This is a genomic window from Arthrobacter sp. AG367 (assembly GCF_007828995.1).
GTDB lineage: Bacteria > Actinomycetota > Actinomycetes > Actinomycetales > Micrococcaceae > Arthrobacter.
In genome coordinates, this window is record NZ_VIVE01000003.1 from 487,244 (window position 1) to 505,310 (window position 18,067).

Annotated in this window: 17 protein-coding genes; 9 read left to right on the forward strand and 8 right to left on the reverse strand. The window is 65.6% G+C overall.

Translation table 11 applies throughout. The features are described from left to right. Positions 1-8: 8 nt before the first annotated feature. The gene (locus FB478_RS11975) at positions 9-899 is read right to left on the reverse strand and encodes an NAD(P)H-binding protein (RefSeq protein ID WP_144600593.1); all 891 of its coding nucleotides are present in this window, start codon (positions 897-899) and stop codon (positions 9-11) included. After that, the gene (locus FB478_RS11980; protein WP_144600595.1) at positions 896-1,345 is read right to left on the reverse strand and encodes a nuclear transport factor 2 family protein; all 450 of its coding nucleotides are present in this window, start codon (positions 1,343-1,345) and stop codon (positions 896-898) included. Before FB478_RS11980 ends, FB478_RS11975 begins: the two co-directional genes overlap by 4 nt. 98 nt (positions 1,346-1,443) lie before the next feature. Between FB478_RS11980 and FB478_RS11985 the strand changes: the two genes are divergently transcribed. Next, positions 1,444-2,106 carry a TetR/AcrR family transcriptional regulator gene (locus tag FB478_RS11985; protein ID WP_144600597.1) on the forward strand — a complete coding sequence of 221 codons (663 nt, stop codon included), beginning with the start codon at positions 1,444-1,446 and terminating at the stop codon, positions 2,104-2,106. Between the two features lie 23 nt (positions 2,107-2,129). Here FB478_RS11985 and FB478_RS11990 read toward each other — a convergent pair whose 3' ends face one another. Continuing rightward, entirely contained in the window at positions 2,130-3,140 is a 1,011-nt protein-coding gene (locus FB478_RS11990) for a HoxN/HupN/NixA family nickel/cobalt transporter (RefSeq protein ID WP_144600599.1), read from the reverse strand. A gap of 90 nt (positions 3,141-3,230) precedes the next feature. After that, a complete protein-coding gene (locus FB478_RS11995) occupies positions 3,231-3,746 on the reverse strand; it encodes a cupin domain-containing protein (protein ID WP_026265952.1) in 516 nt (171 codons plus the stop codon). Positions 3,747-3,823: 77 nt separating this feature from the next. On the opposite strand from FB478_RS11995, the gene FB478_RS12000 reads away from it, so the two are divergent. Next, a complete protein-coding gene (locus FB478_RS12000; protein WP_144600601.1) occupies positions 3,824-4,462 on the forward strand; it encodes a TetR/AcrR family transcriptional regulator in 639 nt (212 codons plus the stop codon). Between the two features lie 78 nt (positions 4,463-4,540). On the opposite strand, the gene FB478_RS12005 is transcribed toward FB478_RS12000, so the two are convergent. Both FB478_RS12005 and FB478_RS12010 read right to left on the reverse strand, forming a co-directional pair. Further along, positions 4,541-5,794: a M20 family metallo-hydrolase gene (locus tag FB478_RS12005; protein WP_144600603.1), complete on the reverse strand. Its 1,254-nt coding sequence runs from the start codon at positions 5,792-5,794 to the stop codon at positions 4,541-4,543. Further along, a complete protein-coding gene (locus FB478_RS12010; RefSeq protein WP_144600605.1) occupies positions 5,791-7,485 on the reverse strand; it encodes an amidohydrolase in 1,695 nt (564 codons plus the stop codon). Before FB478_RS12010 ends, FB478_RS12005 begins: the two co-directional genes overlap by 4 nt. Before the next feature lie 157 nt (positions 7,486-7,642). Between FB478_RS12010 and FB478_RS12015 the strand changes: the two genes are divergently transcribed. From FB478_RS12015 to FB478_RS12045, 7 genes are all read left to right on the forward strand, one after another. Beyond that, positions 7,643-8,836 carry a helix-turn-helix domain-containing protein gene (locus FB478_RS12015; RefSeq protein WP_231377437.1) on the forward strand — a complete coding sequence of 398 codons (1,194 nt, stop codon included), beginning with the start codon at positions 7,643-7,645 and terminating at the stop codon, positions 8,834-8,836. A gap of 171 nt (positions 8,837-9,007) precedes the next feature. Then, positions 9,008-10,339, forward strand: coding sequence for an MFS transporter (locus FB478_RS12020; RefSeq protein WP_018770459.1), 1,332 nt, complete (start codon positions 9,008-9,010; stop codon positions 10,337-10,339). Between the two features lie 105 nt (positions 10,340-10,444). Further along, positions 10,445-11,737, forward strand: a complete 1,293-nt coding sequence (locus FB478_RS12025; RefSeq protein ID WP_144600607.1) for an ArgE/DapE family deacylase — start codon at positions 10,445-10,447, stop codon at positions 11,735-11,737. Positions 11,738-11,805: 68 nt separating this feature from the next. Next, the gene (locus tag FB478_RS12030; RefSeq protein WP_142068239.1) at positions 11,806-12,108 is read left to right on the forward strand and encodes a YciI-like protein; all 303 of its coding nucleotides are present in this window, start codon (positions 11,806-11,808) and stop codon (positions 12,106-12,108) included. Positions 12,109-12,224: 116 nt separating this feature from the next. Continuing rightward, positions 12,225-13,919 carry an amidohydrolase gene (locus tag FB478_RS12035; RefSeq protein ID WP_144600609.1) on the forward strand — a complete coding sequence of 565 codons (1,695 nt, stop codon included), beginning with the start codon at positions 12,225-12,227 and terminating at the stop codon, positions 13,917-13,919. A 109-nt stretch (positions 13,920-14,028) separates the two neighbouring features. Further along, positions 14,029-15,192, forward strand: a complete 1,164-nt coding sequence (locus FB478_RS12040) for an MFS transporter (RefSeq protein WP_144600611.1) — start codon at positions 14,029-14,031, stop codon at positions 15,190-15,192. A 141-nt stretch (positions 15,193-15,333) separates the two neighbouring features. After that, entirely contained in the window at positions 15,334-15,903 is a 570-nt protein-coding gene (locus tag FB478_RS12045) for an HNH endonuclease (protein ID WP_144600613.1), read from the forward strand. Positions 15,904-15,920: 17 nt separating this feature from the next. Here FB478_RS12045 and FB478_RS12050 read toward each other — a convergent pair whose 3' ends face one another. Both FB478_RS12050 and FB478_RS12055 read right to left on the reverse strand, forming a co-directional pair. Beyond that, positions 15,921-16,769 (reverse strand): class I SAM-dependent methyltransferase, encoded by an 849-nt coding sequence (locus FB478_RS12050; RefSeq protein ID WP_144600615.1) that lies wholly within the window; start codon positions 16,767-16,769, stop codon positions 15,921-15,923. A 38-nt stretch (positions 16,770-16,807) separates the two neighbouring features. Next, complete coding sequence (locus FB478_RS12055; RefSeq protein ID WP_144600617.1) at positions 16,808-18,061, reverse strand: S8 family serine peptidase; 1,254 nt, start codon at positions 18,059-18,061, stop codon at positions 16,808-16,810. Positions 18,062-18,067 lie beyond the last annotated feature (6 nt).

An 18,067-nucleotide genomic window follows, 5' to 3' on the forward strand; every position in this document is an offset into this window, starting at 1 on the left:
GCACGCGGCTAGGCGAGAGATCCCGGAGCACCTGACGCCTCGAGGACCTGCTGCAGCCCGGTGACCGGGATGTCGGGAAACTCGGCCCGCGCGGGACCAAACTCGAACGCCGCCGCCCCCGATTCCTCCCAGGCCGCGGCACCCGCCACCCGGGCAAGGAACGGTGAAAACGGCCTGGCCGCCACGGACAGCAGCCGGACGGCGGCAGCCGGAACCCGCTGGATTGATCCATGGCCGGCCCGGGCAAGCAGAGCCTCCGCCACCTCATGTGCGGGGAGCGTCTGTGAGCCCCATTCGATGACGCGGTTCCGCAGCGCCGGGTCGCGAAGGGCACGGACCACGACGGCGGCCGCGTCCCGGACCGAGGTATAGGTCACCGGGGCGGACCCCGAGCCGAACACGGGCACCTTGCCCTTCGATTCAAGCGGGGCCGTCATGATCTCCAGCCGCTGTTCCAGGAGGGCGCCGATCCGGACGATCGTCCAGTCCATGCCGGAGGAGCGCACGGCGTCCTCGGCCGCGGCTTTGCAGCGCAGGAAATCGATGGGCCCGTCCGCGGCAGCGCCGGGCATGGACATCATCACCACGTGCCGCACTCCGGCCGCGGCCGCCGCGCGGGCCAGCCGGATGGCGCCGTCGCGGTCGACTGCGCGCGGGCTGGAGTCCTTGATCCCGAACCCCGACGCCGCGAACACCACCTCGCTGCAGCCAGCCACCGCCTGCCTGCAGTCCGCGTCGGAGCCGAGGTCCCCGCGGAGGAGTTCGACGGCGTCGCCCATCTTTTGCGGGAAGGGCTGGGACTTGCCCCGGGCCATGATGCGGACCTGTTGCCCTGCGGCAACGAGCAGGGGAACCACGGCGCGGCCAAGGCGCCCGGTGCCGCCGACCACCAGGATCATGACCGGTCACCTCCGGCCGCACCATGGACTGCCTCCCGGACGGCCTGGTTCACGTCGCCGGAGTCCTGGTCCACAGGTTCGAGGTAGAACTGGGCGGCGGCGATTTTGTCGTCGCGGAGGGTGAAGATGGCCACCCCTGCGGCTTGCTGCACGGATCCGTCCGGCCGGGTGCCGCGGTTGCTCCATTCGATCCAGACCTTGCCGTCCGGTCCGGTTGCCGCGTCATGGACCGTCAGGGTGAGGTCCGGCAGGCCGGCAAAGAGTGCCGTCCAGTTCTTCCGGACCTGCGCGGAGCCCGTGAAGCTGCGGGCCGGGTGGACGGGGGTGGTGTTCCGGTAGTCCTCCGCGAACTGGGACACCATGGCCTCGAGGTCATGGCGGTTGGCCGCGGCCAGCATGCGCCGGACCGGGCCTTCGGGGACGCGCCCGATTCCTGAAGCGTCCATGATCTGCTCCTTAGGTTCCGTCGCGGGAGGCGGAGAGGCTGGTACGCTGAATTTGATACAGTTAGCTGTATCTAACTGATACAAGGAGCTTAAGCCCGATGGGACCCGCGGTCAATGGTGCGCCACCCCGCTCCCGCAGCTACGACGCCCGGCGCCGGCAGGAGGCTGCCGGGGAAGCCAGGAATCGGGTGCTGGCCCAGTCCCGCGCGCTGTTCCTGGCCCACGGCTACGGCCGGACCACCATCGCTGCCATCGCCCACGCGGCCGGCGTCTCCAAGGAGTCCGTGTACAAGGGGTTCGGCGGAAAGCCTGGGCTGGTGCGTGCCATCTACGAACAGAGCCTGCTGGGCGCCGGCGGCCCGCCGGCGGAAGAGCGGTCGGACCGCGCCCAGGCCACGGTCACCGAACCCCGCGAACTCATGGAGCAGTTCGGCCGCTTCATTTCCGAGGTGAGCCCGCTGGGCTCCCCCGTCTACCTCCTCATCCGGGACGCCGCGGCGAGCGGGGACCAGGACATGGCCGCGCTCCTGCGCGACGTGGATGACGGGCGGTACCAACGGATGCTGCACAACGCGCGCCAGGTGCTCGGGAGGGGATTCCTGCGGCCGGGCCTGACGGCGGAGGAGGTGGCCGACGTCTTCTTCATGAGCACCTCAGCCGAGCTCTACGAAACCCTGGTCCTCAAGCGCGGCTGGAGTGCCGAGCATTTCGGACGATTCATGGCCCGTACCTTGGCGGCCAACCTCCTGCCGGAAGGCTGAGGAAACGGGAACCAAGAGGCGGCTCACTCCTCCAGGCTGGCAGCAGTGGGCGAGCCGCCCCGGAACCTCCAGATGAAGACCCCGGCCAGCCAGGCGAGAACAAACAAGCCCACCACGGCGTAGCCAAGCCCCGTCAGATCGATGCCGCCGATGGCCGCAAAGACCCCGGAAACCGCTCCCGTATTCGGCGTAACCACGGACAGCAGTTCCACGGTCCCCACACCCAGCGCCACGGTGGCCGAGAGCCCGGTCAGGACCAGGTTGTACAGCAGCCTCCGGCGCGGGTGCGCGAACGCCCAACCGTAGGCCGCGTTCATGAACCATCCGTCCAGGCTGTCTAGCAGGCTCATGCCCGCCGCGAAGAGGACGGGCAGGGTGAGGACGGCGTACCACGGAAGTTCCAGCGCCGCCGCTCCCCCGGCCACTACCAGCAGTGCCACCTCGGTGGCCGTATCGAATCCCAGGCCGAACAGCAGCCCCACCCAATACATCTGGGCGGGCCGGGTGATGCTGCGCAGGACCGGGCGCAGCAGGCGGACCAGAAGGCCCGGGACCTCGACAGTCGTCCCCAATCCCGGCTGCCCTGCCCGCAGCCGGAAGTCCGTGGCGACGCGGATCAGCAGGGCAAGGTTGAGGAAGGCCAGGAGGTAAAGGAACAGTCCTGAGATGGTGGCGCCTACTGGTCCCAGGACCTCCCGCCACCACGAGGCGCCATCTCCGAGCTGGTTTCCAAGGCTGCGGGCTCCCGCAGCCAGCAGCAGGCAGAGGCCAAGGACGATGCTGGAGTGGCCAAGGGAGAACCAGAAACCGACAGTGACGGGGCGAAGGCCTTCACCCATGAGCTTTCGGGTGGTGCCGTCGATCGCGGCGATGTGGTCCACGTCGAAGGCGTGGCGCATGCCCAGCAGGTAGGCACCTAGCCCGATCCCCAGTCCGAAGACCTGGCTGGAGCCGAGGAGGAGGTTCTGCGGGACGACGCCCAGCACCAGCACTCCCCAGCCCACCGCGTGCAGCAGAAGTACGACGGCGGCCATTCCGGCCAGCGGCGCGCCCGGCTTCTGCGCGGCGGGCCACGTCGCCGTCCCGTTCGGTAAAGGGGAACCTGGAGGCCCATGGCCTTCCCGTCAGCCCATCGGTGGATTTAGCCCGTACCGGGCGATGATGTCCGGCAGCCATGGCGCCTCGCCGAACTGGAGGCCGTATTCTGCGGCCAGTTTGCCGATGGCTTCAGGGTCCGGCGGTCCACCGGCTTCAAGCTGGTCGGCCAGTCCCCAGAAGAAATGCTCGAACCCGGCCGGGCTGATGACTTCGATCATCCGCGCCGGAACTTTGCCCGCATTCCACATGGTGTGCAGTTCGCCGCGCGGCTTGGTGATGTAGCCCCCGGCGCCCAGCACTGCCTCGCGCTCACCGGACCGGAATCCGATCTCGCCTTCCAGGACGATTGAGTATTCGTCCTCGCGGCTGTGCATATGCACTGGAACCAAGGCCCCCACCGGAAACGGGTGTTCCACGATGGAGATCTGCTCGTTGGTGTGTTCACCGAACAGTTTGAAGACAACCCCGATACTTCCGAGACTGCCCTGGCGTCCCTCCCCAGGCTGCACGACTGTCAGCCGCGGAGCCTCCTCAGCGCCCATGGCATCCATCCCTTTCCATTTCGATATACAGTTGTGTATATCGAATTGTCAGCCCACGCAGGACCGGTGTCAATACTTTGAGTGAACAGCAGCGTTCAGCCAAAGCGCGCAAGTACCAGATGAACAAGCGTGCCGAGCAGGTGGACACCACCCGGCAGCGCATCGTGGACGCGGCGGTGGCGCTCCACGGGTCAGTCGGCCCTGCCCGGACCACCATTGCGGGCATCGCCGAGCAGGCCCAGGTCACCCGGCTGACGGTCTACCGTCATTTCGCCGACGAGGAATCGCTGTTCTCCGCCTGCTCCTCGCACTGGCTTTCACAACAGCAGCTGCCAGATCCTTCGGCGTGGTGTGAGCACCCGGACCCCCTCCAACGCCTCCATGCCGGACTCACAGACCTGTACCGGTTCTACCGCGACGGCGAGCCAATGCTCAGGAACATCTACGGCGATTGGGCCGCCCTTCCGGAAAAGCACCGCACAGGCCTCCGGGAGCGCGACACGTTCTTCCGTGACCGCCTCCTGGAGGCATTTCCGGAGCCGGGCAGCGCCAGGCTGCGCGCCGTCGTCGCCCACGCGGTGTCCTTCTGGACCTGGCGTTCCCTCTGCCACGAGAACGGGCTCGCAAATGAGGACGCCGTCCACGCCATGACGGACTTGGCTGGGGTGACGGCCGGCCTGCGGCGGGGCGCCGGCGCCCTCGTGCCAGGACAGTAGGGCCACCCAAGCGGGCAAGGCCCTACCGCTCATGCCTCTTAACCTTCCCCGAAACGCCTGGTTCGAAAGGCTACCGGCTCAGTCCTCTTCCAATTCGCCGCAGACAAGCCGCCGCGTAACGTCCGTCAACAGTTCGACGCCGCGCAACGCGTCGTCGTCGCGGGTGTACTCCGCTTCGTTGTGCGAGATGCCTTCGACGCTGGGAACGAAGAGCATGACGGTCGGAACCACATCCTTCATGTTGGTGGAATCGTGCCCGGCGACGGTCATCACGTCCCTGTGGCTGTAGCCCAGACTCTCTGCGCTTACCCTGCCCAAGGCCGCGCCCTTGGACTGGTAGGACACCACACCCCAGTTGTGCGTCAGGTCCAGGCGGATCTCCGTCCGGGAATCTGCCTCGGCGTCGACAATCCTCTTGCCCAGCCGTTCCATGGCCACGCCCAGGACGGACTCATCGGGGGAACGCAGGTCCAGGTTCATCAGGACCTGGCGGGCGATGGTGACCGGTGAGTTCGGCAGGACATACAGCTCGGATACCGATGTGTGCAGCAGCCCGGGCTCGAATTCCGCAGTCAGTTCACGAGCGGCGGCGATGACCAGCGCAGCCCCAAAGAGGGCGTCACGGCGATCCTCCATGCGGGTGGCGCCAGTGTGTGACTGGGTTCCGTCCACGGTAACCCGGTACTTGCTGGCGGCCCAGGTGCGGTCCACGATCCCCACTTGGGTGCCGGTTTCTTCCAGGTTCCTGCCCTGCTCGATGTGGATCTCGGCATAGCGTGCAACCTCGGCGAGGACCGGGGCGTTTCCTTGCGAAGTGCTGTGTCCCGCCGCCAGGGCTTCCGCCACTGTGATTCCGGCAGGGTCTGCGGTGGCAAGCGCGTCCTCAAGCGGCAGCTTTCCGGTGAAGACAGAGCTTCCCATCATGCTGGGCGCGAAGCGGCTGCCTTCCTCGTTGAACCAGTTCACAACGGCCAGGTTGTAGGTGGGGTGGAGCTTTCCGGCCCGGACTTCCGCAGCGACGCGGGCGCCTGCATGGGCCGCTGCGAGCACGCCATAGGCCCCGTCGTACCGGCCGGCCAGCGGCTGGGAGTCCAGGTGTGAGCCGACCAGCACATAAGGGGCGCCGGCGACCAGGTCCAGGGTGCCGAACTGGTTGCCTGCCTCATCCACTGATTGGGTATAGCCATGCCGGGCCAGCCACTGGCTGAACCACGCCCGTGTGGCGTGGTCTGCGGCCGTGCCGGCCTGCCGGTCCACGCCTCCCCCGGGCGTGGCGCCGAAGCCTGACATCGTGGCGAAGTCTGCGAGGAACTCGTCGTGTGCGGTGCTCATGGGGTTTCCTTCCCTGTCAATGCTGCCTCAAGGTCTGTGGCGCGGACCGGCGCCGGCAGATTTTCCTCGCCGAAACGGATTTGCCCGCCCACCATGGTGGCGAGCACGCGGGTAGCTGAGATGTTTGAGGGGTCCACGGCGGTGGGGTCCTGGTCCAGGAACACGAGGTCCGCCAGGTACCCCGGTGCCAAGCGGCCCTTGATGTGCCCGGTTCCCGTGGCGGCGGCCGATCCCGTGGTATAGGCTGCCAGCGCTTCGGCCGCGGTGATCCTTTCGGCCGGGCCGTACACGTCGCCTGAAGGAGTCAGCCGCTCCACGAACGACTGCATGACATCCAGGGGCCGGCCGTTGGAGACGGGGCGGTCTGAACTTCCCGGCAGTGTAACTCCTCGCTTCAGCAGGCTTTTGGCGGGATAGGACCACGAGGTGCGTTTGGGGCCCAGCAGGCGGGCCATACCGTCTCCAAACTCGGTGATGAAGTGCGGCTGCGGGACCAGCACGATGCCGGCCCGGGCTATCCGGTCAAGCTGATCGGGGCGGACCACGCCGCCGTGCTCGATCCGGTTGGGCTGTGCGTTGGAACCGAACCTTTCCTGCGCCTCAGTGATGATGTCAATGGCGTGGTCGATCGCGTGGTCCCCGATGGCATGCATCGCAATCGCCCAGCCCGCCCGGTAGGCGCTGAGCGCCGACTCGCGCAGCTGGTCCGCGTCCATTTGCAGGTAGCCGTGGTTGTGGGTGCAGCCGACATAGTCCTCGGTCATGTAGGCGGTACTGCCAAGGAGCGAACCGTCGCTGAAGATCTTCACCGGTCCCAGGCGCAGCCAATCGTCGCCCAAGCCGGTGCGGATTCCGGCGTCGAGGCTTATGGAGGCCGGGTCATCGGCGTGGCCGGGCACATCGTGGAGGGCATCCATAACCAGCATTGGCTGCATCCTGACGCTCAGCATCCCCTTGTCGCGGGCATTCTGGTACGCGGCGAACTCCCGCGGCGAATAGCCGATCCAGCCGCCGGCGATGCCCGCATCCGTGACGCTGGTAATTCCTTCGGAGAGGTAGTGTGACGTGGCCAGATCCAGTGCGCGTTCAATGGTCTCCAGCGGATACGGCAGCAGGATGTCCTGCACCAAGCGCAGGGCGTTTTCCTCCAGCAGCCCCGTCGGCAGGCCATCTTCGCCCATGACGACGGCTCCGCCTTCGATCGGTGCACTGAGATCGGCCTGGGCGGCTACGAGCTCCAGTGCTACGCCGTTGAGCGTGCAGGCGTGGCCGGAGGAGTGTTTGATCCACACTGGACGTCCCCCTGCCGCCGCATCCAACCGGTCCCTGTCCGGTTGCTGGCCGTCGAGCAGCAGCGGGCTGTAACCGGATGCCACAACCCACTCCCCCGGGGCCATTTCGGCGGCGGCCTCGGCGATGATCTGGTACAGCCCGTCCAGATTTGCCGCTGCCCCTGCGTTGGCCTCCATGAGCCCCAGACCGAACCAGACACTGTGCGCGTGGACGTCATTGAACCCAGGGACAATCGTGGTTCCGGCGGCATCAATGGTCCAGAGGGCGTGGCCGCAAAGGCTGGCGTCGGGATCCACATCGAGGATTCTGCCGTCGTGAATGAGCAGGCTTGTCGCGGTGGGGCGGGAGGCATCCTGGGTCAGTATGCGTGCATTGCGAATCAGGAGATCGAAGGGCATGGATCCTCTTTGCTAGGGTCCCCGGGCCTTTCCGAGGAGTTAAGGCCGCGGCCTGAAAGTGCGGCTCCGTCCATTCAACTCTGTGATATCGCTGCCTTCAATGGATATAGAACGCTGTTTCATGGTCAAACTTTAGGCTTTTGCATAAAATGCCTGCATGACAGCAAATGATGGTGACGATGCGCGATCCTACGGTACGACCGCCAGGGAGTTCCGTCCCGGCCGTCCCACCGAGCCGGAATGGACCGAGTTGCTGGAGAGTCTTTGGAAGGATCGATCCCTGCTGGTGGACGACTTCCTGGAGCGTTTTTCCTCCATTTCCTATGGTGAAGCAGTGGTTCCCAAGGAGGACATCTACCGGACCGCAGCGGACACCATGGACATGTTCCTCTATCAGATGGCCGGGTTGGAGCTCCCCCCGGACCTGCAGACGCTTCCCCGCGAGGTGGCCGCCCGGCGCGCCCGCCAGGGCGTTCCCCTCGACGCGTTCCTGGTAGCCATCCGCAATGACTTCCGTGTTCTCTGGAAGGGGCTGGAACGGGTCGCGCGGGACAAGGGGATCGGTGTCCTGGTGGCCAACATGGACCGGGTCCTGGACGCCGTCGAAGGCTACGTGACCAGCATCCAACAGGCCTATGCCGAGGAAGAGGCGCGCCTGGCCCGCAACAAGCAGTTGTACCGCCAGCGCCTGCTTTCCCGGCTGTTCAATGCCGGACCTGGCACCCCACGTGAAGTCCAGGACCTTGCAGCGGCCCTCGAAGTGCGGGCCACCGGGACCTTCGAAGTGCTCGCAGTGACCTTGGACGCCGTATCCCAGGCCCAGCAGCAGTTCGAGTCTGACCACAGCATCTATATGTACGAGAACAGCGGAGTCCTGTATGTCTTCCGGCAGCAGCGGAAGGGGCTGACCTGGCGTCACGAACCGCCCGCCTTTCCTGCCGGGTACGTACCGGGAGTGGAGGGACTGGATGCCGTTCCCTCCGCTGCGGCTTCGGCACTTGTGCTGGCACAGCAGAAGCGCCGCGGCACCCGGCTGGCCACGATGGAGGACGCATGGATGGGAATCGCCAGCGGCCTCCTGGAGCAGAAGTTTCCCGGCTTTTCCACCTCCATAAAGAACGCTCTGGACAAGTGCACGCCCGTCGAACGCCAACGCCTGCTGGAGGTGGCACGCAGCTATGGGCGGACCGGATCCATCAAAGAAACGTCGGAGGAGCTGTTCTGCCACCGCAACACCGTAGTGAACCGCCTCCACAGCCTTCACGAGGCGATCGGCCTTGACCTCACAGTGCCGGGCGAGGCCGCGCGGGCACTCATCGCCCTCAGCCGCTACAGCGAGTTCACCGACTAGTTTGTGAAAATGCCTAAGAAAGGGGCCGAAAGTGGGTGGAAATTATCATTGTTTAGGGCGTTATCACTCACCTACTCTCGAATAATCACCGCAGCAGTGCAGGCCATCGCCCTTCGCCCGCCGCGGGACCCGAGATGCAAGAACTCAACCCCGCTCGAAAGGGCCCACGCAGTGACCACCTCAAATTCACTTTCCCCCGCCGCAGGTGCTCCTCCGGTGATCTCCGGCAAGGACGCAGGAAAGATTGCCCGTGCCGCCTTCGTCGGGACCGCGCTGGAGTGGTACGACTACTACCTCTTCGGCACGGCTGCGGCGCTGGTCTTCAACCGGCTGTTCTTCACCAATATGGACCCCACCGCGGCGCTGCTGGCCTCCTTTGCCACGTTCGGCGTCGGCTTCGCAGCCCGTCCGATCGGGGCCATGATCTTTGGCTACATCGGCGACCGTTACGGACGCCGGCCCGCGCTGCTGATGACCATCGTCATGATCGGCGCGGCCACGGCCTTCATCGGCCTGTTGCCCGATTTCGGCAGCATCGGCCTGGCGGCGCCCATCCTGCTCGCCGTCTTGCGGCTTGTCCAGGGCCTGGCTGTCGGCGGTGAATGGGGCGGTGCGGTAACCATGGCCGTCGAGCATGCCCCCGTTGAAAAGCGGGGCCGGTACGCCGCCTTGGTACAGGTCGGTTCGCCGGTGGCTACGCTGCTGGCCTCGGGCGCCTTCTCGCTCGTCCTCCTATTCCCGTCGGAAGCTTTTGACGCCTGGGGCTGGCGGATTCCATTCCTGCTGGCTTTCCCCATGCTCGGCATCGCGCTCTGGATCCGCCTCAAGGTGGAAGAATCCCCCATCTTCAAGGATCTGCTCGCCCAGGGTGAAACGTCCAAGGTTCCGGCGTTCGAGGTCTTCCGCCACGCCTCCGGCCGCTTGCTCGTGGCCGTACTCGCGGCCCTCCTCGGCGTGGGTGGCTTCTACATGATCACCACCTTCGCGGTGAGCTACGGGTCCAACACCCTGAAGGTGGACCGGAACGTCATGGTCAACGCAACACTGGTTGCCGCCGTGGCCCAGATCGGAGTCACGTTCCTCATGGGCCGGCTCGCAGAGAAGATCGGGCCGGGCAAGGTCACCATGTGGGGCGGTATCGTCAGCGCCGTCGCCGCTTTCCCCCTCTTCGCCATGATTGACACGAAATCCCCACTGCTGATTACGCTGGCAATCACCGTCGGGATCATGCTTATAGCGGTGGCGTACGCCGTCAACGGTGCCCTGCTGACCGAGCTGTTCCCGCCGAAGCTGCGCTACTCCGGTGTGGCCCTGGGCTATAACATCGCAGGTGCCACCAGTGGATTCATGCCCTTGCTGGCCACGGCCATGCTGGGCGTCTCCGGTAACCAGTCGTGGGGTGCGGCCCTGATCCTGGCGATCATCTCCCTGCTCACCGCCGTCGGCGGGTTCTTCGGCGAGCGCCTGCGGGTCCAGGACAAGAAGCTTGTCGCCGGCAGCTAGGGCCGGCCGCAGACAGTAGCCCAAGCTTTACTCTCTTTCGAATGCTCAACCACCAGAACGGGGAGCCGTCCACCGGACGGCTCCCCGTTTCGTTAGGAGACAATATTGCTCAGTGACGACCAAACACTCCGCATCCTGGAGGCCGTCGACGCCGCCTTCGATGCCCAGCTGACCTTCACCCAGGACCTGGTCAAGCACCCGTCGCTGCGCACCCGGGAGGGCAGCGCCCAGGACCTGATGCATGCGGCCATGGCAGGCCGTGGCCTGGAGATGGACCGGTGGGAGCTGGACGCCGATGACCTGTCCGCCCATGAGGGCTACGGGCCCACAACGGTTTCCTATGCGGGCATGACTAACGTGGTGGGCACGTACCGTCCAGCCTCCGAGCAGGGCCGATCCCTTATCCTTAACGGCCACATCGACGTCGTCCCCGAGGGTCCGTCCGAGTCCTGGTCCCGCTACCCTTGGGACGCCCCCATCATCGACGGATGGATGTATGGCCGCGGCGCCGGAGACATGAAAGCAGGTCTCGCAGCCAACCTCTTCGCCTTCGACGCCGTCCGCGCGGCGGGGTTCGAGCCCGCCGGCCGCATTCACTTCCAGTCCGTCGTCGAGGAGGAATGCACAGGCAACGGCTCCCTGTCCGCACTGATGCGCGGCTATCGTGCCGACGCCGTCATCATCCCCGAACCAGAAGAAGACATGCTGGTGCGCGCCAACGTCGGCGTGCTCTGGTTCAGGGTCAGGGTCACCGGGAATCCGACCCATCCCCGTGAGATGGGCACCGGCTTCAACGCCATCGACGCAGCGTATACGGCAATCTCTGCGCTGCGGGAGGTCGAAGAGAAGTGGAATGCGGACCGCGGACAGCACCGCTACTTCGAAGACCTGGACCACCCCATCAACTTCAACTTCGGCGGCATCCAGGGCGGGGACTGGCCCTCCAGCGTCCCGGCCTGGTGCGAGTTCGACGTGCGCGCGGCAATATATCCCGGCATCCCCGCGGAGCAGGCATGGGCTGAACTTCAGGACTGCCTTGCCTCCCTGGGCCGGGGACCCGACCCGATCAACGCGGTCGGTGTGAAGACAGGTTTCTTCTCCGAGGGCTATGTGCTGGAGCCCGGAAGCGAAGCAGAGGCCATGCTGGAGCGCACCCATGAGCAGGTGTTCGGCAGTGAACTGAAAAGCTTCACCACGCCGGGCTACCTCGACGGCCGGGTCTTCACGCTCTATGCCGATACGCCGGCGCTGGTTTACGGCCCCGTTTCAGAGTCGATCCACGGGTTCGACGAGCGGGTCTCGGTCGAATCCATCCGCCGGATCACCAAGAGCATCGCCCTGTTCATCGCCGGCTGGTGCGGCATCCACGAACAGCCCGGGGTCCATTCGGAGCCCTGAGCAGCGCCAGCCATGGGTACGCTACTTCTACAACGAGCGAAACCACTCAACGAAATGGACGGAACCACATGCACGCCGTGCTCGAATACACCTACGAGGACAACTACCTTCAGACCCGCGAACAATACCGTTCAGACCACCTCAAGGCGGGCTGGGAAGCAGTGGAACGCGGCGAGCTTCTGCTGGGCGGGGCCGTTGGTGACGGCCCCTTCACCGGGTTGCTGATCTTCACCGGCGAGAACGCACTCGAGGCGGCAAAGGCCTTTGCAGCCGCCGATCCCTACGTCAAAGCTGGGGTCGTGACGTCCTGGACCGCCCGCCCCTGGACAACGGTGCTGGGAAAAGAGGCGGCCACCCCCGTCCACCCCTAAGGCCAGGCTGGGACGGCGGCCTGCCGGGATTTGCAAATGCCGTGCACGGAGAGTCAAGCAACCAGTAGCGCGGCAACTTAGTGTTGTGATCCAAAGCACCTTCAGGGACTGGGATTATGGACAACACAGCTGACCTTCTTCTGATCAACGGCGTCATTGACACCCTGCACGATGAACTCCCCCGCGTCACATCACTTGCGGTCAAGGCCGGGAAGGTCCACGCCGTCGGATCGTTGGCCGAGGCCGCGGCGGGGCCGGGCACTGAGATCATCAACCTCGGCGGCGCCTACGTCATGCCCGGGCTGCTTGACGTCCACAATCACCACATGCTGGCAGGGCAGATGGACTTGTTCGAATGCAACGAGGCGCCCACCAAGTCGCTCGATGACCTCCTCACCGCCGTCGCAGAGTATGCAGGGAGCCTGGGCCACGACGAGTGGGTGGTCGGTGGAAGCTGGGGTTCCGGACTCCTGGCCGAACTCAACTCCGTGGAAACGCTCCTCCGTTTTGATGCCGCAACCGGCGGACGGCCTGCCATCTTGAAAGACGACAGCAAGCACAACAGGTGGGTGAATTCCCGGGGCCTGGAACTGGCCGGCATCGGCCAGCACACTCCGGATCCCGAGGGTGGCCAGATAATGCGGGATGCTTCGGGGCGTGCCACCGGTGTCCTCATCGAGGCCGGTGGCGTCCTGGCGGAACAGACGCTGGCGCGGTTGCAGCCGCGGTCCACCCAAGACCTCTCCCGGGCCGCAGCGCGCGGCATCGAGATCCTCCATTCCTACGGCGTGACGGGATTCCAGGATGCGGCATCCTCACTCCAGATGTTGCAGGCGCTGAAAGAGCTCGACGAATCCGGTGAACTCGCTGCCTGGGTGGTGACGTCCATGCAGGCCAATGATTTTATTTTCGGCACCACGCCGCTCGGCGAGGGCATCATCGCCCATCGCGAAGAGACACGGTCCCGGCACCACCGGCCGGACTTCATCAAGATCTTCCTTGACGGGGTGCCCCCGGCGGGGACTGCGGCGTTCATCGAACCCTATTTGCCGGATGTCGGCTTCCCGGAGTGCCACTGCGGGGGCACCACCATGTCTGCAGCAGAGCTGGAGCGCTGGCTGATGGGCACGGCGGAGCGTGGTATTTCCGCCAAGATCCACTGCACGGGCGACGCGTCGGTCCGGCTGGTGCTCGACACCGTGGCGAAGGTCCGCTCAGCCGGACACATCATGCCGAAGTACCACATCGCCCACGGCCAGTTTGTCCAGGAACAGGACATCCCCCGGTTTGCCGAACTCGATGTCACCGCCGACATCTCCCCGTCGTTGTGGTTCCCCGGTGTCATCTCCGAGGCCATTGCCACGGTGCTCCCGGCGGAGAGGGCGTCGAAAATGCAGCCCAACCGCTCCCTGCTGGACGCCGGGGCCCGCATCGCCGGCGGCTCGGACTGGCCAGTCAGCGTGTCGCCGAATGCGTGGGAAGGGATTTACGGCTTGGTAACCCGCCAGGACCCAACAGGGCAATTCCCTGGCACGCTCTGGCCCGAACAGGCCATTTCACTCCCGGAAGCCATCCGGGTGTACACCACCGACTCGGCACAGGCGATGGGCCTGGACGATGTCACCGGCTCCCTGGTCCCGGGAAAGTCGGCGGATTTCATCGTCCTGAGTGCCAATCCGTACGAGATCGACACCGAACAAATCGCGCACATCAAAACCCGCCAGACCTGGTTCGCAGGCCGCAAGGTCTTCGATGCAGAAACAACGGACCCCGCAGCCCCGGCCGAAGGACGCGCAGCGCAGCGCGCCTGACGGCTTCCGCATAACCCCTGCTCCGTGTGTGCCCGGCAGGGGCTCATCAACACCCAATTCCCGCCGACGGCGGCCTTCGCCGCTTCGTCCTGCCCGAAAGACAAACATCATGGCCACCACCGCACAAGCTGCCCGGGCAGCCGTCTCCCCAGATAAGGGGACGTACACCTATATCGCCGTTTTCAGCGCAGTCCTGTACACCGTCCTGCTGATTGCCCCGGTGATCGCAGGCAAACTGATCGAGCAGTTCGGCCTTACACCAGTCCAGGTGGGGACGCTCTTCTCCCTGGAGCTCGGCGCCTTCAGCCTGGCCACCGTGCCGGCCTATCTCTGGCTCCGGCGGCTGAACCTGAGGACGGCGAGCTATATCTTCACCGCGGTGGTCATTGCCGGCAACGTGGTTTCCGGCTTTGTGGACGATTTCGGCCTGTTGATGATCGCCCGGGTGGTGACCAGCCTCGCGGCCGGCTCCATCACCGTGATCATCTTGACCCTTAGTGGCAAAACCGCCAACCCCAGCCGCGCCTTTGGAATATTCGTCGTTTTCCAGCTGGCCATGGGAGCACTGATTCTTGCCGTCTTCCCCTCCCTGTTCGCGGGGGCGGCAGTTTCAGCGATCTACTGGACACTCGCCGGACTTGCCGTGCTGTGCCTCCTGGTTGTCAACCGCATCGACGGCGAGGTGCTGCGGACCGCCGCCGCACCCGCCCCAGGGCAGGCAGCGAACCGCGTCCCGGTGCTCAAAGCGGCCGCGGGAATGGCCGCTGTCCTCCTCTTCTACATCGCGCTCAGCGGTGTCTGGTCTTTCATTGCCCAGATCTCGGCCGCTTCCGGCATCGACCTTTCCGCCAGCAGCCTTGTCCTTTCCCTTGCTACCGTCGGCGGCATCCTGTCAGCCCTTGTTGCCACCGCACTTGGTGAGACGCCGCGCCGGAAGCTTTACCTGGCGGCAGGTTACGCAGGCATGGCCCTTAGCATCGTGCTTCTTTTCGGTTCACCGGCCCTGATCCAATTCGCCGTCGCCGCTGTGATCTTCAAGTTCGCCTGGACCTTCATCCTGCCGTACCTGCTGTCCACGTTGTCCTCGCTTTCCAGCGGCGCACACCTGATGAACACCACCAACCTCATGATCGGCACCGGCTTCTCCATCGGTCCGATTGTCAGCGGGGCATTGATCCAATCGGCCGGTGGTTCGTTCACGGGCATGCTCGTCTTCGCCCTCGCCGGCGTGCTGGCGTCCGGCGCTCTGGTCCTGATCGCCCAGCGCCGCTAGTCCCTGAGGCGGCGGCTGCCCCTGATCCGGGAAGTTCAGCAAAAACTCGGTAAAACCTGGGACATCCGCGCCCACCCGGCCTATACGATTTCCTGGATGACCGGGATCTGGGGCTTCCGGCGAACAAAACAGGGGGGATCTATGCCGGAACTCAGCCGCATCTATTGGACCCGGCAGGGGCTTCGCTTGGCGTATTCAGCGGTGATGGTTTGGCTCGCTGTCGCGGTGATGTCAGCGCTCATGCCGAAGGCAGCTCCGGCTGCGGGAGCGTCCTCCGCCGCCGGGGTGTTGCGCAGCCTGTTCGACGGCGTCGTCGCCGCGGTCACTGTCCCCGGCGTGGCCGCCGTCGTTCTTGGCATTACGGCCGCCATCATCAGCAGCCGGGACCCACGACGCCGGGATCCCGTGCGGCGCTTCACCCGCCAGCAGCGCCGCGAAGGGATGGCCCGCGCTGGCGGGCTATGCGAGCTGGAAGCCGGGTTTGGGCGTCGCTGCGGCCGCCCGGCCGAGCACGGCGACCACTTTTACCCGTGGTCCAAGGGCGGTTCCACCAGTCTGCAGAACTTCGTGGCAGCCTGTGCCAGGTGCAACCGAGCCAAACGTGCCAGGGTCCCGTCTCCGGGCCAGCAGCGGCGGATGGAACGACGACGGCGTGAGTACCTGCCGCCGTCGTCCTCCGTCAGCGTGGGCGAACGGCAGCCGCTGCCCTGAGGCAGTTGGCGTGCGGGCTACGGCCCGCTCTCCGCAGCCTTGGCGAGCGTGAATATGCCATATCGCATCGCACCGGTGCGGTAGGCCAGGATCAGGCGGGGAATGCCCAGAAACGAGGTGCGGTTGCGTGCGCCAAGGGCGAGACGCCGCGTCTCGCCGTCGGTGAGCAACAACTTCACGAGTCGGGCGGCGCAGATCGGCCAGGTCCGGGCGACGCGGAGGCTGACGTCCTCATAGCCGGTGACCGCAAAGCCCGCCGCCCTCGCCATCGCCTCATACTCCTCGCGCGTGCCCATCGAGGGCAGGCGCCCTTCGCGGCAGATCGGCTCCAGCAGGTGACGGACCTTCCACCAGCTGGCACCGGTCTCGGCGAGCCACGCGCAGATGACGAAGCGGCCACCGGGCGACAGCACGCGGTGCGCCTCGGCGAAGAACCTGGGTTTATCGACCATGTGCTCGCTCGACTCGATGGCCCATGCCGCATCGGCCGAGGCGTCGGCCAGCCCGTTGGCGAGCCAGTCGCGGACCTGGATGTCCACGTCCGGTACGGGATGCGCAGCGGCGTAGCGGGCCTGCTCAGCGGACAGCGTGAAGCCGGTGACCCGGACACCTCGTGTCACTGCGAGCCGCCTCGCTGTGGAGCCGTAACCGCAGCCGATGTCGATGCACGCCTGGCCCGGCATCAGCCTCAGCCGGTCGCCAACTGTTTCGACCAGCGCCTCGACGGCCTCGCCGGGTGTCTCATGGCCGGTCACCCAGAGGCCGTGATGGACATGCTCGCCCCATATCCGGCGATAGATGGGGTCGAGCTCGTCGTAGTGATCCGCCACCGCCACGGCGTTCTGGGAGATATCGGGGACGATCACGCCACGACCCTACAACGGGCTCCACGCCGCCGGAAGGGTCAACAACCTAGCGCCCCGACCGCTCTGCAGGCGTTAACCCGGCCATGGGCCCAGTCCTTCCCGATGTCGCCAACCGCGTCGGTGGTGGATTCGACCTTGGCGCGGATGTCCGAGGTGGTGCCGCCGGGGTTGGCACTGCGGGCGAGCGCGGCCACCGCGGCGACAACAGGCGAGGACATCGAGGTGCCGCTGCCGATGTCATACCCCTGGGATCGGTTGTACTCCCTGGCAAGGACAAACTTGTGGTTGGGGAAAGTGGAGTAGACGCTGACCCCCGGCGCTGCCACGTCCACCCACGTGCCATAGGTGGAGAATGTCGCCTTCGTGTCGTTGTTGTCGGTTGCGCCCACGGCAATGACGTTGGGGTACGCGGCCGGGTAATTCATGGAGGTGTTCCCACCGTTGCCGGCCGCAGCAACCAGCACCACACCCGCGTTCCAGGCATTATTGACCGCAGTTTCCAGGGTGGTTGACGCGCCGACCGCCAGGCTCATGTTGATGACCTTCGCGCCGTTCTTGACGGCCCAGTTGATGCCGTTCGCCAGGCCTGAGCTTGATCCCATCCCCGTGTCGCTGAGGATTTTCCCGGCCAGGATGCTGCATCCCGGGCACACGCCGGCCACGCCCATGCCGTTGTTGGCGGTGGCGGCAACGATTCCGGCGACGTGGGTTCCGTGGCCGTAGTTGTCGTCGTTGCTCCTGGACGTGGTGAAGTTGGTCCGCGCCACGACCTTCGGGTTGATGTCGGGGTTGTCCATCGCGACGCCGGAATCCAGGACAGCCACCCGGATCCCGGTACCTGTGGTGACGGTCCAGGCCTCCACCGCGTCCACATCGGCGTCAGGTGTGCCCTTGCCTACACTCACCGTACCGGCGGTATTCGTGAATGACTGGCCTGTGTTTTGCAGCGCGTACTGGCTGGAGAAGTAGGTGTCGTCCGATGCCGGAGTGACCACATAGTCCGGTTCGGCGTACTCCACGGCGGGGTTCCGGCCCAGCGCTTCGACCAGCTGCAGCTCCTTCCCTGCCGGCACGGTGATCAGGTGCGCGCCGGTGCTGCCGACGTCGGGCCCGTCGGTCAGCCCGTGCGATCTGAGGGCGCCCGCGGCGGCGGCATTGTCGCGGAACTTGACCAGGATCTGTCCTGCAGTGATGGCAGGGTTGGCCGCGGCATTGCCGGGGACCACACCGCCCAGAAAGGAGCCAATAACCAGGAGAAGGGCGGCGAAGCTCGCCAGCACAAGCTTTTTCATGGGCTT

What these genes read in the sequence shown, in the direction of transcription:
- FB478_RS11975 (WP_144600593.1), bottom strand. Translation starts at nt 899, where the DNA reads ATGATCCTGGTGGTCGGCGGCACCGGGCGCCTTGGCCGCGCCGTGGTT.
- FB478_RS11980 (WP_144600595.1), bottom strand. Translation starts at nt 1,345, where the DNA reads ATGGACGCTTCAGGAATCGGGCGCGTCCCCGAAGGCCCGGTCCGGCGC.
- FB478_RS11985 (WP_144600597.1), top strand. Translation starts at nt 1,444, where the DNA reads ATGGGACCCGCGGTCAATGGTGCGCCACCCCGCTCCCGCAGCTACGAC.
- FB478_RS11990 (WP_144600599.1), bottom strand. Translation starts at nt 3,140, where the DNA reads ATGGCCGCCGTCGTACTTCTGCTGCACGCGGTGGGCTGGGGAGTGCTG.
- FB478_RS11995 (WP_026265952.1), bottom strand. Translation starts at nt 3,746, where the DNA reads ATGGGCGCTGAGGAGGCTCCGCGGCTGACAGTCGTGCAGCCTGGGGAG.
- FB478_RS12005 (WP_144600603.1), bottom strand. Translation starts at nt 5,794, where the DNA reads ATGAGCACCGCACACGACGAGTTCCTCGCAGACTTCGCCACGATGTCA.
- FB478_RS12010 (WP_144600605.1), bottom strand. Translation starts at nt 7,485, where the DNA reads ATGCCCTTCGATCTCCTGATTCGCAATGCACGCATACTGACCCAGGAT.
- FB478_RS12015 (WP_231377437.1), top strand. Translation starts at nt 7,643, where the DNA reads ATGACAGCAAATGATGGTGACGATGCGCGATCCTACGGTACGACCGCC.
- FB478_RS12030 (WP_142068239.1), top strand. Translation starts at nt 11,806, where the DNA reads ATGCACGCCGTGCTCGAATACACCTACGAGGACAACTACCTTCAGACC.
- FB478_RS12035 (WP_144600609.1), top strand. Translation starts at nt 12,225, where the DNA reads ATGGACAACACAGCTGACCTTCTTCTGATCAACGGCGTCATTGACACC.
- FB478_RS12040 (WP_144600611.1), top strand. Translation starts at nt 14,029, where the DNA reads ATGGCCACCACCGCACAAGCTGCCCGGGCAGCCGTCTCCCCAGATAAG.
- FB478_RS12045 (WP_144600613.1), top strand. Translation starts at nt 15,334, where the DNA reads ATGCCGGAACTCAGCCGCATCTATTGGACCCGGCAGGGGCTTCGCTTG.
- FB478_RS12055 (WP_144600617.1), bottom strand. Translation starts at nt 18,061, where the DNA reads ATGAAAAAGCTTGTGCTGGCGAGCTTCGCCGCCCTTCTCCTGGTTATT.